Source organism: Paractinoplanes lichenicola (genome assembly GCF_016785085.1).
Classification (GTDB): Bacteria; Actinomycetota; Actinomycetes; order Mycobacteriales; family Micromonosporaceae; genus Actinoplanes; species Actinoplanes lichenicola.
The window spans coordinates 17,192-32,530 of record NZ_JAENHO010000009.1 but is presented as its reverse complement, the minus strand read 5'-3'; the positions used below and the strand labels follow the sequence as shown (position 1 = coordinate 32,530).

Annotated in this window: 13 protein-coding genes; 6 read left to right on the top strand and 7 right to left on the bottom strand. The window is 71.5% G+C overall.

What is annotated here, in order from left to right; genetic code table 11:
* Positions 1-3: 3 nt before the first annotated feature.
* From JKJ07_RS29795 to JKJ07_RS29785, 3 genes are read right to left on the bottom strand one after another with little or no spacing between them, the layout of a single operon-like run.
* Positions 4-1,446, bottom strand: coding sequence for an MFS transporter (locus JKJ07_RS29795; protein ID WP_202995188.1), 1,443 nt, complete (start codon positions 1,444-1,446; stop codon positions 4-6).
* Positions 1,447-1,503: 57 nt separating this feature from the next.
* The gene (locus JKJ07_RS29790) at positions 1,504-3,156 is read right to left on the bottom strand and encodes a peptidase M16 family protein (RefSeq protein WP_202995187.1); all 1,653 of its coding nucleotides are present in this window, start codon (positions 3,154-3,156) and stop codon (positions 1,504-1,506) included.
* The gene (locus JKJ07_RS29785) at positions 3,153-4,097 is read right to left on the bottom strand and encodes a hypothetical protein (RefSeq protein ID WP_202995186.1); all 945 of its coding nucleotides are present in this window, start codon (positions 4,095-4,097) and stop codon (positions 3,153-3,155) included. The genes JKJ07_RS29790 and JKJ07_RS29785 overlap by 4 nt, the downstream gene beginning before the upstream one ends.
* A gap of 61 nt (positions 4,098-4,158) precedes the next feature.
* Here JKJ07_RS29785 and JKJ07_RS29780 point away from each other — a divergent pair, with 61 nt between their 5' ends.
* The 4 genes from JKJ07_RS29780 (at position 4,159) to JKJ07_RS50250 (ending at position 6,779) form a co-directional block, all read left to right on the top strand.
* On the top strand, positions 4,159-4,917 hold the full coding sequence (locus tag JKJ07_RS29780) for a hypothetical protein (RefSeq protein ID WP_202995185.1): 759 nt from the start codon (positions 4,159-4,161) through the stop codon (positions 4,915-4,917).
* An 83-nt stretch (positions 4,918-5,000) separates the two neighbouring features.
* Complete coding sequence (locus JKJ07_RS29775) at positions 5,001-5,441, top strand: hypothetical protein (RefSeq protein WP_202995184.1); 441 nt, start codon at positions 5,001-5,003, stop codon at positions 5,439-5,441.
* A gap of 1 nt (position 5,442) precedes the next feature.
* Entirely contained in the window at positions 5,443-6,570 is a 1,128-nt protein-coding gene (locus JKJ07_RS29770) for a hypothetical protein (protein ID WP_202995183.1), read from the top strand.
* Positions 6,571-6,590: 20 nt separating this feature from the next.
* Positions 6,591-6,779 (top strand): hypothetical protein, encoded by a 189-nt coding sequence (locus JKJ07_RS50250; protein ID WP_236030153.1) that lies wholly within the window; start codon positions 6,591-6,593, stop codon positions 6,777-6,779.
* A gap of 1 nt (position 6,780) precedes the next feature.
* On the opposite strand, the gene JKJ07_RS29760 is transcribed toward JKJ07_RS50250, so the two are convergent.
* Both JKJ07_RS29760 and JKJ07_RS29755 read right to left on the bottom strand, forming a co-directional pair.
* A complete protein-coding gene (locus tag JKJ07_RS29760; protein ID WP_202995182.1) occupies positions 6,781-8,238 on the bottom strand; it encodes a hypothetical protein in 1,458 nt (485 codons plus the stop codon).
* Positions 8,239-8,258: 20 nt separating this feature from the next.
* On the bottom strand, positions 8,259-9,182 hold the full coding sequence (locus tag JKJ07_RS29755; protein WP_202995181.1) for an EGFR-like transmembrane domain-containing protein: 924 nt from the start codon (positions 9,180-9,182) through the stop codon (positions 8,259-8,261).
* Positions 9,183-9,373: 191 nt separating this feature from the next.
* On the opposite strand from JKJ07_RS29755, the gene JKJ07_RS29750 reads away from it, so the two are divergent.
* The gene (locus tag JKJ07_RS29750) at positions 9,374-10,114 is read left to right on the top strand and encodes a class I SAM-dependent methyltransferase (protein ID WP_307834475.1); all 741 of its coding nucleotides are present in this window, start codon (positions 9,374-9,376) and stop codon (positions 10,112-10,114) included.
* Here JKJ07_RS29750 and JKJ07_RS51895 read toward each other — a convergent pair.
* Both JKJ07_RS51895 and JKJ07_RS29740 read right to left on the bottom strand, forming a co-directional pair.
* Entirely contained in the window at positions 10,111-12,549 is a 2,439-nt protein-coding gene (locus tag JKJ07_RS51895) for a DUF5005 domain-containing protein (protein WP_202995180.1), read from the bottom strand. The genes JKJ07_RS29750 and JKJ07_RS51895 overlap by 4 nt on opposite strands.
* Positions 12,550-12,569: 20 nt before the next feature.
* The gene (locus tag JKJ07_RS29740; RefSeq protein WP_202995179.1) at positions 12,570-13,787 is read right to left on the bottom strand and encodes a polysaccharide biosynthesis protein; all 1,218 of its coding nucleotides are present in this window, start codon (positions 13,785-13,787) and stop codon (positions 12,570-12,572) included.
* A 38-nt stretch (positions 13,788-13,825) separates the two neighbouring features.
* Between JKJ07_RS29740 and JKJ07_RS29735 the strand changes: the two genes are divergently transcribed.
* Positions 13,826-15,331, top strand: coding sequence for an MmpA family trehalose lipid delivery protein (locus JKJ07_RS29735; RefSeq protein WP_202995178.1), 1,506 nt, complete (start codon positions 13,826-13,828; stop codon positions 15,329-15,331).
* Positions 15,332-15,339 lie beyond the last annotated feature (8 nt).

Sequence of the window (15,339 nt, the reverse complement as noted above, 5' to 3'; positions counted from 1 at the left end):
CGGTCAGGCCGGGACGTGGGCGGCTTCGGGGGTGTCGAACAGGTCGGCGGCCGTGCGGTCGGCGGTGGATCGGGCCCAGCGCCCCGTCGTGATCAGGCCCAGGGTCAGTACGGAGACGCCGCAGCCGACCACGATCCACCAGCCGACGTGGCTGGCGTGGGCGAACTCGGCGGCCATCGGGCCCGTGATGCCCGAAACCACGGCGGCGCCGATCACGGCCACGCCCAACGAGCCGCCGACCTGGCGGGACGTCGAGGCGATGGCGGCGGCCACCCCGGCCTGGGAGCGGGGCATGCCGGAGACCGCGGTGTTCGTGATCGGGGCGTTGACCAGGCCGAAGCCGATGCCGAAGAGGAGGTAGCAGCCGATCAGCAGGGCCGTGGGGGTGGTGTCGGTCAGGCGGGTCAGGGGCAGCATGGCCAGGGTCATCGCGGTGCCGGCCAGGATCAGCGGGAGGCGGGTGCCGCGGGCGGCGACCAGGCGGCCCGACAGCGGCGCGCAGACGGCGGTCATGGCGGCCATCGGCAGGGTGTACAGACCCGCGTGCAGGGCGGACAGACCCCGTACGTCCTGCAGGTAGAGGGTGTTGAGGAACAGGAAGCCGGCCAGGGCGCCGAACGCGGAGACGGCGATGAGGGTGGCCCCGCTGAACGGGACGCTGCGGAAGAAGCGCAGGTCGAGCAGGGGCTCTTGGCGGCGGGGCTCGTAGGCGAGCAGGGCGGCGAGCGCCACCGCGCCGAGGGCGAAGCAGCCGATGATCTCGGGCGAGGACCAGCCGGCGACCGGGCCCTCGATGATCCCGTACGTGATCGAGGCCAGCAGGATCAGGACGAGCGCCTGGCCGAGCGGGTCGATGCGGCGCGGCTTGGGGGCGCGGGATTCGGGGACGAACAGGGCGGTCAGCGCGATCGCGGCGATGCCGACGGGCACGTTGAGCCAGAAGATGGACCGCCAGCCCAGCGACTCGACCAGCACGCCGCCGACCAGCGGGCCGAGGGCCATGCTGAGGCCGACGACGCCGCCCCACACCCCGATCGCGCGGGCCCGCTCGCGAGGCTCGGTGAACGTGTTCGTGATGATCGACATGGCGACCGGGTTGAGCATCGAGCCCCCGACCGCCTGCACCATCCGGAAGGCGATCAGCCAGCCCAGGCTGGGCGCGACGCTGCACAGCAGGGAGCCCAGCGTGAACAGGGCCAGGCCGGTCTGGAAGGTGCGGCGCCGGCCCACCCGGTCGGCCGTGCTGCCGGCGAGGATCAGCAGGCTGGCCAGCACGAGCGTGTACGCGTCGATGACCCACTGCAGGCCCGAGACCGACGTGTCGAGGTCGTTCCGCAGCGCCGGGAGCGCGATGTTCACAATCGTCGCGTCGAGGCCGACGATGAACAGGCTCAGGCAGCAGATGGCCAGCACCAGGGCGCGGCGGCGGGGAGCGAGGTCGGGCACTATGCATTACTACCGCTCAGCGGCCTGTTCTACCCCGATCGCGGCAAGTACTTAAGGTCACAATCTAAAGGCGCGGATCGCCATGTAGACGAAGAAGCCGCCCACGAGTAGCCCGCCCACGCCACCCTGGCGGGCGTCGTCGTCGAGGGGCCCGCTCAGCACGTAGATGCCGCCCGCGAAGCAGGCCAGGGCCAGCAAAGCCCACAACACGGCGATCACCGTACGGCGGCGGCGCTGCGGTGACACGGCGGCGCGGCGGGGCTTGGGGATCGATTGGGGGTCGCGGGCGGGCATCGGGACGCGCAGGTGGGGCGGGATGTGCACGTCCAGGGCCCGTACGGCGTCCTCGCCCTTGCGATAGAGGGTGGGCTCGAGCGACACCGAGGTGGCGTCCAGCCCGACGAACAGGCGGCGGCCGTCCGGCCAGGACAGCACGGCGGCGCACGAGTTCAACCGTACGGTGGAGGAACCAGAACGCCCCACCGCGCTGATGCCTTCCGGCCCGGCCAGGATCGTCTCGGCGTGGCCGGCCCTGGCGCGATAGGAGGCGCCGGCCACCGGGGCGGGGCTCGACTCGGCGGTGGAGTAGTCGGTCATCCCGGCCCCGCCGTGCGCGTGCGGCGGCGTCATCAGCAGGCCCGAGCGCTCGGCGGCCTGACCGCAGGCGACGACATCGGCGACGGTCACGGCGGCCAGGCCCGCGGCCAGCTCGTCGGTGGTGCGCAGCGGGCGGCCGGTCAGCACCTCGCGGGCGAACCAGGGCAGCCGGGCCGCGTCGACGTCGGGGTGACGCAGCGCGTCGAGGCGGCGGGCGATGGCCCCGGTGACGTCGTCGGGCTCGATCCGGCCGGCCCGGACGGCCCGCAGCACCTGCGCGAACCCGCCCAGCACGGCGTCCTGCTTCTCGGGCAGGGCGTCGGCCAGCGCCGTGATCACCGCTCCGCCGTCGCCGCGGGGGCTGTAATCAGTGCGTACGGTGTAGGAAAGGCCGCTGTCGTGGCGCAGCTCGCGATACATCACCCGCTCGAGCGCGTCGGTGAAGACGGCCGCGGCGTCGCTCTCGGCGACCACGCTGTCCCACGCCACCGCATCGGCCGCGCCGCTGTATGACGCCGGTGTCACGGGCAGGGCCGACGACGGCGAGGGCATCGGTTCCCGTACGCCGAAGGGAAGTCGCAATCGCAGCCCGCCCGGCACGTCGCCGCCGGTGATCCACAGCACCGCGTTGTCCCGGGTGAAGAACCGGGCCGTCCACTGGCGCACGTCGTCGGCGGTGATCGCGTGCAGGCCCCACTCGGGCATGCCGGGCAGGCCGTAATCGTGGGCGCCGTGCCGCCACACCGCCAGCGAGCCCAGGACACCCGTGCCGTGCGTGGCCGCCTCCGTACGGAGAATGCCCTTCTCCGCCTCCAGACGGGCCAGCGGCGGCGCGGCCAGCGAGTCGCACACCGCGGTCAGGAAGCGGGCCACCTCCTGCTCGTTGCCCTGCACGTGGAACGACGTGAAGGCCGCGGCCGTGCTGCCGTTGTGGTGATAGTCGCCGTGGCCCAGCGGATGCAGCACCAGGTGCTCGATCAGATGCGTGATGCCGCTGCGGGGCAGGGTCTCGTCGGCCTGCCCGACCCGGAACACCAGCCCGGCCCGCATCGGCCCGCCCTGCTTGTCCGCCACCACCGCCGGGATGCCGTCGACCTCGGTGTGCCGGATCATCGCCAGGCCCCCGCCTTCTTACGGTACTTGCGGATCTGCCACGCCGGGACGCCCAGGTATTCCCACGGCTGCGTGGTGGCGACGTTGCCGAGCATGCCGAACAAGTGCTGCGCGCCGCGGTCGTCGCCGAGCAGGCTGAACACCATCGCGAACGAGCTGGCGGCCCACTCCCAGCCGTACCACCGGCGGAACTCGGGATTCCAGACCGACCGGCTGGCGGCGTCGTACAGTTCCGCCCGTACGGGTTCCTGCTGCAGATATTTGCGGAAGGCGCCCGCGGTCATCGCCTCGTGCTTCACGCCCGCGTAGCCATGCTCGATGTGCGCGTCGGCGACCAGCCCGGCCTGCGGGAACCCGGGCGGGGCGGCGAGCATCTCCTCCCGAGCGAAGGAGTGCACCAGCTCCCACGAGCCGCCCCACTTCGGGCAGAGCTGCTGCACCATCGACTGCTGGGCCGGCAGGTGGTGCGGGTCGGCCAGCTTGCACCGGTCGTAGCGGCGCAGCACCTCGCTCTGGCCCACCTGCAGGCCGCGACCCGAGAGCAGCAGCTCGTGCCACACCGCCGGGTCGCGCGGGTTGACCACGGACGCCTCGAGCAGCACGGCCTCGGCCTGCCGCAGCCACTCGTGAAACTTCGCGAACTGGCGCCGGCTGACCTGATCGGCCGAGGCCGCCGTACGGATCCGCCAGCCCACGACGATCAGATGCGCCCCCAGCATCGCGGCGGCCGTCGTGTCGTCTTTTGCCTGGGCCGTCAAGAAGCTGGGGTCTTTCAGCTCCTCGGCGCACGTGTGGATGATGCCGCTGCGCAGGCCGGGTGGGGTGGCGTCGAGCAGCCGGCGAACCCCCGGCCAGTCACGCGCCTGCATCGCGGCTCGCACCGGGGCGAACTCCGGATAAGCCGCGCCGGGATCGAGAAGAACTTCGGGCCCACCAGACACGGCGGCAGCATAATCGACCTCCGCCGATCATTGGGGGCACGTGTCTAGACTGCGGGCTCTCATGAAGATCCTTCCGCCCGAGTGGTCCGGGCACCGCCGCCCCCGCCGCATGCTGTTCGGCGTCCTCTATCTGGGCGCGCTGGCCGCGCTGGCATTTGTCGCCGCCGGCTGGCAACTGCTCTACGACGACGCTTGGCAGGCGGTGTATTTCGCCGGGCTGGCCGTGTTCCTGTGGCACCTGGCCCTGCTGTGCCTCTTCGGCTACCGCTTCGGCCGGCGCACCTCGCCCGGCGTCCGGCGCACGGCTGCCGGCTTGATTTTCCCGTACGCCGGAAGCCCGACCTACTTGGTGACCGCGACGCTCTTCATGACGACCGCAGCCGCCGCCGGCTACGCCGTGGTGGCCGCCCGGCGTGAGTCGTGGCTGGTGGCGGCCCTGTTCGGGGTCATCGGCGCGCCGCTGCTCGTGCTCCTGACCGTCATCCTGCGCATGATCCCAGGCGAAGTCGTCATCGGACCGCAAGGCGTGCACCACCGGGGACTGACGTTCACGCATTTCGTGCCGTGGATCGCCCTGACCTCGGCCTCGCCGATGTGGGACCGGGGACCGATGATCGCGGTCGGCTTCGTCGGCTCCTCGGACACCCGCTCCCGCGACTTCCTGGGCCGTCCCATGTCGGCCCCCGAGATGATCAGCGGCCGCTGGCTGGCGGCGGATCCGGGGGTGGTGCTGGGGGCGTTGAAGCATTACATCGCCCACCCGGAACACCGCTGGGAACTGACCACCGACGCATCCCTGGAACGGTTAGCCAGAGACTGACACAGGCACTCGGACGGACGGTTTACCGTAGCCGCCGTGTGTGGCTTCCCATCGTGCGGCAACCCTCATGCGATGGTTTCGGCGTGACGGAAGAGGCTTGGTCCGCGGCTCTGGGGCGGATGCGCGAAGAAGTCGGCGAAGACCTCTACGTGTTCGCGCCGCAGGAACAGCGATTCTTCCTGGCCGAGGGCGCGTTGGTGCTGCTCGGTGGCTTGTTGCTGGAGAGGTTCGTCCAGGGGCTCGGCGCAAGCAAGCTCGGAGACGGACTGCAAGCGTGGGGAAACGCGACCGGAGACTGGATCGCCACCCGGTTCGCGGCCGCGCTCGGCAGGAACGCTGCGCCTAGCGAGGAGCAGCCCATCCCGGCCGAAATGCGGAGCCTGGAAACGGTTGATCTGGGAGCAGCCGAGGATGTGGAGAAAGAGCTGGCCGAGGTGCTGGTCCGGCGGGGGATGACCCGGGCCAAGGCAGGCCGGGTCGCCCGGATCACCCGGCAAAGCGCAGACGAGTTCCTCGCTGAATAGCGTGGCCGGGCCGCTGGACCGGGCACTCATCGCCGCTCGGTATCTCATGCTGACCTCCCCTGAGCAAGCTGACCGGACATTGGCCGTACACAACGCCAAAGCAGGATGGGAGGAAGCACACGGGTCGCTTGCCGGGAGATGGTTCGGCGTGCGATACCCGAGTGGGCAGACCTACTACCACTGGACCGACGCCGAGCAGACCACCGGGCGAACACAAACCGAGCGTCCGGAAGAGCCGGTCGTCACCGTTTTCGATTCCGGCGAGGAGCCTCTTTCCAGCTGGTTGTGGGAGCAGTGGGAGCTGATCGAGGGCGGCGCGTGGCCGGACTGTGCTCCGGCCGAGTCGGAACGATGGTTCTTGACAGGGCCGCTTGCGGCCACCGCGCCCGCGTTCGAGCCTGACTTCTTGCGCAGCTTCAGCGCAGTCGAGCGGCCGCACGAGTGGTCCGGGTGCCGGCCATCGCCGACGATGACGGACGGCCTGTTGCTCTGCCATCGACAAAACCTCGTGCCGGGCAACCTGACCGCCCGGTTGCTCGGCACCTTCCGGCTCTTGGGTGCGCTGGGTGGCGGGGAACTGGACGAGGTGGCAAAAAACCTCGCGGCCGGATTTGCGAGATCGGCCGACAAGCTGCTCATGCTGGCCACCAACACAGCCGATCAACGTGGACGTCGGGACGTGGTCGTTGCCGAATGGGAGCGGGCTCACGAGGAGTTCGAGGCGCAGCTGGAAGCGGCCCTGGGTGCGCCGGACCCCGCGGCTTACGCCGACGCGCTCTTTCGGGCACGCCCGGCCGGGACGCTGGCGTTGATCTGGTCGCACTGGCTGATCAGACATCCTCGGCACGGCGACGAAATGCTCAGAACGCGGGCCCGGGGCGCGGAAAGACAGATCGACGAGGATCTGGTGCGGTGTCTCGATGCGTGGTGGGTACGGCTCAATGATGTCTTCTACGACGGTCACGCCACGTCCGGACTGATTTCTCGCGTCCGGAGCGCATGGGACGGCGGCGGGCGGCGCGAAGCAGTGCGGACAGCGGAACGGATCTGTCGCCGCGAACGGCTGCTGCCGCTTGCCGAGGTGGATGCCCTGGTGACTTCCGCACAACGGACGACGCCCGGCAAGTAGCCGCATGGCAAGCTTTGTTCGTGATCGACGAGTTCGCGAAGGAGTATCTGCACGGCGAGCTGCGGGACGCCCGCGAGGTGTTGTGGTGGAAGCTCGACGGCGCGATCGGAACAGCCGCCGGATCCGCGAATGTTCAGAACCACCCCGCGTTCTGGGCGGCCCGTCGGGCGGGAGTCGAGCGGGCCGCCCGACGGGCCGCCGAGGCGTGACCTATGCCTTGTGCCCCCACGTGCCGGTTGACCAGGACGCCGTTGTCGGGGTGGTTTTCGGGTAGAGGACGAGGTTGCCGTCGTTTTGCAGGTTGAGGTCGGAGGCGCCCTTGCCGGCCGTGGGCGTGGTCCAGACCTTGACACCATTGCCGTCGAAGAGGGCCAGGCTGCCGTCGGGCTGGTTGGTCAGGCGGATCGCTTTCAGGCCGGTCTTGGCCCACAGCACCGTCGAGCCCATGTAGAGCACCAGGTTGCCGTCGCCCTGCAGCCACAGCTGGAAACGGCCGTCGCTGGAGCGCAGGGCCGATTGGCGGTGCAGTGACCGGCCGGGGGCCAGGGTGCGCTGGAAGCTGTCGGTCAGGGCGAGCTTCAGGGCGTCGTACGCGGGCTGTTTGGGGTTCCCGGCGGTGTCGGTCAGGCCGAAGTGGCATTCGGGGTCGGCCGAACTTGCGGCGCAGGACGGGCTGTCGGCGAACGAGTAGATGAACAGCGGCCCGGTGTAGTCGAGCGCGCGCCACATGCGGACGCCCTCCTCGAGGTGATCCCGGCGCTCCTCAACGGAAATGACGTTCGAGGGGTAGCCGTATTCGGTGCCCCAGATCTTCTTGAGGCCGTCGCCGCGTTTGACCATCACAGCCCGTACGGCGGCCAGCTCACCGCATTTCTCGTCGGGCGGCCCGAACATGGCCCACCGCCGCGTCGCGCATTCCGGGCGGGACGGGCTGCGGCGGTTGCTCCAGGCCGGGTACGGGTGGTGGGTGACCGCGTCGAACGTCTTGCCGTAGCCGTTGGCGTAGGCCCAGTCGAGCCAGGCCGCCGACTCGTCCTCGGTCTTGTCGCCCGAGCCTGACGCACCCGCCAGCACCGTGCACGACGTGCAGCGAGCGTGCACGACCTCGTACGCGATCTTCGCCAGCTGCCAGTAGCGCAGCCGCCGGGCCGTGGTGCTGCCGTCGCCGTAGTTGCCCTTGTTCGCGAAGTTCGGCTCGTTCCAGACCTCGTACGCCTGCACGCGCCCCGCGAAGTGGACCGCCGTGGCATCGACGATCGTCCGCCACGTCGAGTCGGCGACCGGGAACCACTTGTCGTCGGCGTGCCCGCCGTTGGCCCAGGGCGGCGCGTAGCCGATGATCAGCAGCACCCGGATGCCCCGCGCGTTCGCCGCGTCGACCACGGCGTCGAGCTTGCCGAAGTCGGGGGCGCAATTCGCACAATCCTGTACGCCCCACCAGTCGAGATCGAGCCGCAGCACGGGCTTCCGATCACCGACGTACGCGTCCATCGCGTCGAGCCGCCCGACCAGCCCCGTGGTCGCCGCGCCCTCCGAGAACCCGACGTCGGCTTGAGAGAAAACGTACGGGGTAGCGGCGGTCTCCGCCCCCGCGGGGAGGGTGACCGCCGCCAACCCGAGGACAGCCGCCAGGGCCGCCACGCCGGCCAAGATCCGTTTGGGACGCATGACCGGCGATCTTAGCGAGGTCAGGCCGAGAACGACGTCCGGCGCCGACGGGCGAGCAGGAAGGCACCGGCGCCACCGATCAGCAGCACCGCGCCGAGCCCGCCGACGACGGCCACGTTCGTGCCGGTGAGCGGAAGGCCGCCACCAGTGTCGTCACCCCCACCGACACCACCGGCGACAGGCGAGGTGGTCGGGGCGGCCGGGGAGCTGCTCGTCGGCGCGGGAGTCGAAGGCTCCTCCTCGCCATCGCCGGGCGGCAGGGTCGGCCCGACCGTCGCGGTCGGGGTAACCGTCGGCTCCGGGGTCGCGGTGGCCGGCGGCGTCGTCGGCGGCGTCTCCCCGGCGGGGATGACGACCTTGCCCGAGCTGCTGTTGTCCCCGGTGTACGGCGTCTCCGGCGTCACCTTCGTCATCAGGGCCAGCGTGTGGAAGCCGGTGTGCGTCAGCTTGTCGCGCCCGAGCCACGTCGGCCCCTGCGCGTCCGCGTACTCCTTGGTGTACCAGGTGAATTCGTACGAGTATTCGGCGCCGGGCTGCGCCTTCGGGTGGGTCCGGATGAACCCGCCGCCGAACTTGTACGAGCCGCCCGGTTCGATCTCGTTCGGCGGCTGGCAGATCGCCTCCTCGACGTCGGTCACGTCCGGGACCTTGGTCGGCGGGAGGCTGTCGCTGTACTTACAGGTGATGTAGCTCGACGCGAACCACAGGCCCTTGGTCTTGACGTGGAGCACGACCCGCAGCGGCTTGTCGCTGTCGTTGCGCACCTCCAGCGTCTCGTTGACCCACTTGTCCGGCACGCCGGTGAAGGTCTTGGGCGCGGGACCCGCCACGAGCACGGCGTTGGGGTCCGTGGACGGCACGGCGGCCTGGGCGGGCGCCGGGATGAGCATGGCGGTCAGAGCGGCAGCCGAGGCCAGGCCGAGGAGGCGGCGAACGGTTGTCACGGTGGGGAGGCTCCTTCAAGAACGACGAAGATCGGCAGAGCGCTGGAGCCTACCCACGCCGACCAGGGCCGTGTGTCCCGCCAGACCATTCCGTCAACAGTGGACTTTTCGGCGAGGCGGCGCGGACGGTTGTCACCGTAGTTACCCACCGGTAGATTGCGGGAGCCCGTCAACCCAGAGGAGAAACGCCGGTGACCGAGCCGCACAAGGCCACCCTGCAGCGCTCGATCACGCTCTTCCAGGCCTTCCTCGTCGAGCAGACCGACCCCGACCGCTTCTACACCGCGCTCGCGAAGGACTCGGTCGGCCAGCTCAGCAAGTACGGCCCGTTGCGGGATCAGCTGGTCCTCGACGTCGGCGGCGGCCCCGGCTATTTCGCCGACGCGTTCAGCAAGGCCGGCGCCCGATACGTCCGCCTCGAACCCGACGCCGGCGACATGGCCTCCGGCGTGGCGGGCGAGGACTCGGCGGTCGGCGCGCTCCGGGCCAGCGGCATGGAGCTTCCCATCCGTACGGGGTCGATTGATGTCTGTTATTCCTCGAATGTGCTCGAGCACGTGCCCGACCCGCCCCGCATGCTCGACGAAATGGTCCGGGTGACCCGCCCCGGCGGCCTGATCTACGCCTCGTTCACGCCGTGGCTCTCCCCGTGGGGCGGCCACGAGACGGCCCCCTGGCACTATTTCGGCGGCCATTACGCGGCCCGCCGTTATGAGCGCCGCAACGGCAAGCCGCCGAAGAACAAATACCGCCACAGCCTGCATCCGTATTCGGTCGGCGCCGCCCTGCGATGGGCCCGCACCACCGAGCATGCCACCCGGCTCGACGCCCTGGCCCGCTATCACCCCTCGTGGGCGCAGTGGATTCTCAAGGTGCCGGCCGCGCGCGAGGTCCTCTCGTGGAACCTCGCGCTGGTGATGCGCAAGAACTAGCGCGCCGTCACGGAAACCGGGCCGGTCGTCAGGTCGTTGAGCTGCACCCGGAATTCGTATTGATGCCCGGCGATCAGCATGATGGCCTCGTATTTCGTGCCGTCCACCGGATAGGGATCCGTGCGCCACTGCTCCCCCGCGCTGGCGTCCCGCAACTGGATCCGATAGAGCGCGTCCGACCGGCTCTCCTTCCACGTCAGTCGCGCCGTTCCCGGCCCCGTCGCCACCACCGCGAGATCGGTCGGCAGAGCAGACCCCACCTGCACCCGTACGGGCGAGGACTGCGGACCCGCCCCGCCGGGGTTGAAGGCCGCGACCTTGAGCTCGTACTCGTGCCCGTGCACCAGGTTCGTCAGCGTGGCCTTGCGCCCCTGCGCCCCGACCTCCTCGCGCGTAAAGTCCTTCTCCCCCGCGGTCACGTCGCGCCGGAAGATCCAGTGCCACGTGTCCCGGGAGCGCCAGGTCAGCTCGACGGCCGTGCCGCGTGGCTCGGCCCGCAGCCGGGTCGGCGCGTCGGCCGGCGGCGCCAGCTGAGCCCGTACGCGCACGACAGGTGACCGGGTGCCCTCACCGCCGTCGTTGACCGCCGCCACCACGAACTCGTATTCGCGCCCGTGCTCGAGCGGCCGCGACCGGAACTGCGTCGTGCGGGCGATCCCGGGCACGCCCCAGTCGGTGGTGCCCGCCGCGCGCTGATAGACCTTGTACGCGAGTCCGGGCGCGACCTGCGGCCACGACAGCAGCACGGTCCCGTCCGTCCGCGGCTGCGCGCTGGGCGTCCCGGGCGCGGGCGGGGCGGCCACCACAACCTTCGCCCGTACGCCTTTGGAATGCGCGCTGTCCCCGCCGCCGCCCACGGCCACGACCGTGAACTCGTATTCGTGGCCGTGCCGCAGCGGCCCGACCGTCGCGCTCTGCCCCGGATAGGCGCCGGCCGCCGTGCGCCCCTTCTGCCTGGTCGTCAGATCCCGATGATAGATCTTGAAGAGCTGCACGAACGGCACCTCGGCCCAGTGCAGCGTCACCTTGCCCGCGTTGTCCGGCTCGGCCCGCACCATGCTCGGGGCCGGGGGCGGCGGCACGGTCGCGGTCATGCCGGCCACGGGGGACATCGCGCCCTCGCCGCGCTTGTCGACCGCGGCCACCGCGAACTCGTACCGGTGACCGTTGGTCAGGAACTCGAACTTGCCCGGGGCGTTGCCCGGCAGCCGGACGAAGTGGGTCTGCCCGGCCGTCACGTCGCGCCGGTAGACCCGGTAGTCCCGCCCGTCCTCGACCTGCCACGTCACCCGGGCTGTCCCCGACCCGTCCGGGGCCGCGGCCACGTCGGCCGGCGCCGCGGGCAGCTGTTTGCCGGCCTTCGGCGGCCACGGAACCTCGAAGAACCGGGGACGATAGATGGACGCGTCGGCGTAGGCGACCGCCTCGTCGAGGTCGTTGACGTTGTACGAGACCAGCAGCGAGCCCGGCTTGGCCAGGTCGAGGTGCAGGTCGGCGTCGTAGACGATGTGCCCGGCCTCGGCCTCGGGCGCCCGGAACAAGTACTGCGGCCCGGCGAACGGCCCGGTCGGCGTGTCGGCCGTGTACGCCACGAAGTCCGCGCTGAACATCAGGTTGTTCTCGTGGGTCACCAGCACGTACCGGTCGCCCACCTTGCGCACGCCGTAGCTGGTGCCGACGCCGCTGAGCAGCCGCCCCGAGTCGTCCGCCTTGGCCGACCAGGCCTGCCCGGTCCAGAACTCCCACGCCCCGCCGAGGTCGCTGCCGCGCACCCGGGCCACGTGGGCGAACTTCATCGGGCCGGCCGCCTCGGACCCGTAGATGTAGGTGTAGCCCCCGTCGGCCATCACCTCGGAGCCCCACGAGACCTTGTCGCCCACCGGCAGCGGCCGCACCCGGCCCGCGGCGAAGGTGGGCAGGGCCAGGGTGGCCAGGTCGGTGGCGGCCAGCACGTGATCGAGCGGGCCCGGCCCGGTGCGCCGGATCCGGTTAACCAGCACCTGCACCTGGTCGCTGAGCACCGACGCGTCGCCGACCCAGTGGTATTCGCCGTTGTCACCGGTCGAGAAGAGCGACGCCGGGTTGCCCGGGGTGCCGCCGGTGACGGTCTCGAGGCGGTCGCCGTCCTGCACGACGGCCGAGTTGTGGACGAGCGACGCCGAGCGCGGCCGGGCGCCGTCGGGGTCGGGGCGGCCGAGGAACGTGTCGGAGAACAGCCACAGCCGGCGGCCGTCGGGCAGCGGCACCGAGGCCGTACGGTCGGCGCCGAGCCAGTCGCCCGAGGTGTCGCCGTACCGCTGGAACAGCGCCGTGAGGTCGGCCGCCGACGTGCCACCGGTGGGCTCCGGCACCATTCTGGGCCCGGCCGCGGCCGCCACCGCCAGCAGCACCACGACCGTCCAAGCGGCGAGCAGCCACCGCATCCCGAACCGCACAGGGACCCCCGTCCACCCGATCAATCGATCGACAGCGTTGCATGCTCCGGTCGCGGCGCGGTAACGGAGGCCCGCAGCCGCAGTCCGACCAGGACAGATGTCGCGGCCAGGCAGACGACCGCGGTGCCCAGCGCGCCCCACGCGATGCCGGGCAGGGTGTGCGGCAGCACCAGCCAGGCGGCCAGCACGAACCCGGCGGCGCAGATCCACAGTGGCGCCGCGGGCCACTTGGCGCCCGCCGCGACCTGCGCGTTGATCAGCACGAAGAGCAGGCCGTAGACGGCACCGGTGGCGGCGAAGATCGGCGCGTACCGGCCCAGCGACACGTAATCGGGGCCGCCCGCCAACCGGAACGCGAACCCACCGGCGACCGCCGCGCCGGCCACCAGCACGACCCCGCACGCGGTGACGAGCGCCAGCGCGATCCGCAGGGTGCGGCGGTCGGCCTGAGCCAGCCGGGGCAGGGCCATGATGGTCACCACCTGCGGCGCCCACAGCGCGCCCTTGGTCAGCACGGTGCCGACCGAATACTCCCCCGAGGCGTCGAACGGCAGGAAGCGGCGGGCCAGGATCAAGTCGGCGTAGGACACGACGAGCATGGCCAGGGTGGCGCCGCCCGCGGTCAGCACGGCCCGCGCGGCCAGCGGCTCCCCCTCGGCGGCGACCCCGGGGCGGCGGGCCAGCAGATGCAGCACGGGCAGCACGAGCACGGCGGTGGCCGCACCGAGCAGCAGGGCGGTGGTCAGCCCGAGCCCGGCGGCCAGGCCTGCGATCACGCCGCCGTAGCGGCCGCCGGCCAGCACGGCCAGGCCCACGGCGAGCGGCAGGAACCGCTGGTCGCCCTGCATCTCGCCGAGCCAGCGCCCGGCCGCGACCACGCCGACGGTCGAGATGCCGGCCAGCACGGTGGCCAGGGCGGGCAGATGCAGCACCAGCACGGCGATCGGCAGGGCGACGGCCAGCGCGCCCGCGATCACGACCACGGTCAGCAGCGCCGACCGGGTCACCGAGGAGGCGCCGTGCCGGGCCCGGTGCACGGCCACCGCGATCTGCAGGCCGGTGCTGGCCACGCCGGCGATCGCGGTGATGGCGAGGATGGTGGCCAGCGCGCTGAGGTCGGCCGCACTGAGCCGGCGGGCGCCGATCAGCGGCACCACGTAGCCCAGCAGGTTGGTCAGCACGCCGGCCGCGGTCACGGCGAGCCCCGCGACCCCGATCCCCTTAGTTCCCTTGCTCATGGGTTGCTTCCAGTCGTTCGTCGCATACAGTGTCGGCCGTGCGCCGAGTCAAGCGCTGGGCGCTGCCCGCGACCGCCATCCTGGTCGCCGCCGCCGTCCTGGCCCCGCTCGCCGCGCCAGGGTACGTGCTCTCGTACGACATGATGTTCGTGCCGCACCAGCCGTTGCGCGCCGACCTGATCGTCCCGAGCGGCACCCTGCCCCGGGCCGTCCCGCAGGACGCGCTGGTCTCGCTGGCCTCGGTGATCGCGCCGGGCTGGCTGATCCAGCGCGTCGCCCTGGCCGCGATCCTGCTGCTGGCGGCCTTGGGCGCGGGGCGGCTGGTGCCGGCCGAGCGGCTCGGGCCCCGGCTGATCGCCGCCGTCGCGTACGCGTGGACGCCCTTTCTCGCCGAGCGTCTGCTGCTGGGGCAGTGGGGGCTGCTGCTCGCGTACGGGAGCCTGCCGTGGATCGTCGCGGCCTGCCTGCGCGACCGTGGCTCGACCGTGCGCCTGCTCGCCGCCTGTGCCCCGGCCGCCGTGACCCCCACCGGCGGCCTGATCGCCTTCGCCACCGTGCTCGTCCTGGCGCCCCGCAAGGCCTGGCTGCCCGCCCTGCTCAACCTGCCCTGGCTGCTGGCCACCGCGTTGAGCAGCGCGGACGGGCGCAGTGATCCCGGCGGGGTGGCCGCCTTCGCCGCGCGCGGCACCGACTGGACCGGGCCGATCGGCGCGCTGCTGGGAACGGGCGGCATCTGGAACGCCCAGACCACACTGCCCAGTCGCACGTCCCCGCTGGCCCCGGTGGGCACGCTGCTGCTGCTCGCGCTGGCCGTCCTCGGCTGGCGACTGCTGCGCGAGCGGCTGCCCAGCGGCGCCGCGATCCGCCTGCTCGTGCTGGCCGGGGGCGGTTTCCTGCTGGCCGCGCTGGCCGTCCTGCCCGGCGGCCGGGCGCTGCTCGAGTGGGCAGTGACCGGCGTGCCCGGGGCCGGGGTGCTGCGCGACGGGCAGAAGTTCCTGATCCCGTACGTCTTGGTGCTGTGCCTTTGTGCCGCCCTGGGCGCCGAGCGGATCGGGCGGCGCGAGGTGCTGGCCGGGGCCCTGGTGCTGCCGCTGGTGATCATGCCCGATCTCGCGTACGGGGCCGCCGGCCGGCTGCGCCCGGTGAGCTACCCGGCCGACTTCGCCGTCGTGGCCCGGCTGATCGAGCGGTCGCCGGGCGAGGTCGTGTCGCTGCCGTTCGCGGGCTATCACACGTACGCCTGGAACCGTTCCCGAACTGTGATCGACCCGCTCCCCCGCTATGTGGACGCGGAGGTGGTGCGGGACGACCGCCTGATCGTGGGTGACCGCGTGATCGCGGGCGAGAGCCGCCGCGCCGACGAGATCCGCGCCGCCCTCACGCTCGGGAAACCGCTTGCCCCGCTCGGAATGCGCTGGGTCGTGGTGCAGCGCGTCGAAGGGGAGGCCCCGGTCCCGCCCGGCGCGCTGGCCGGATTGAGAATGGTGCATGCGGGAACCGACCTCCAGTTGTACGAGAACGGGTCTTCGCAAAGAAGTTACTAGGTGGTAAC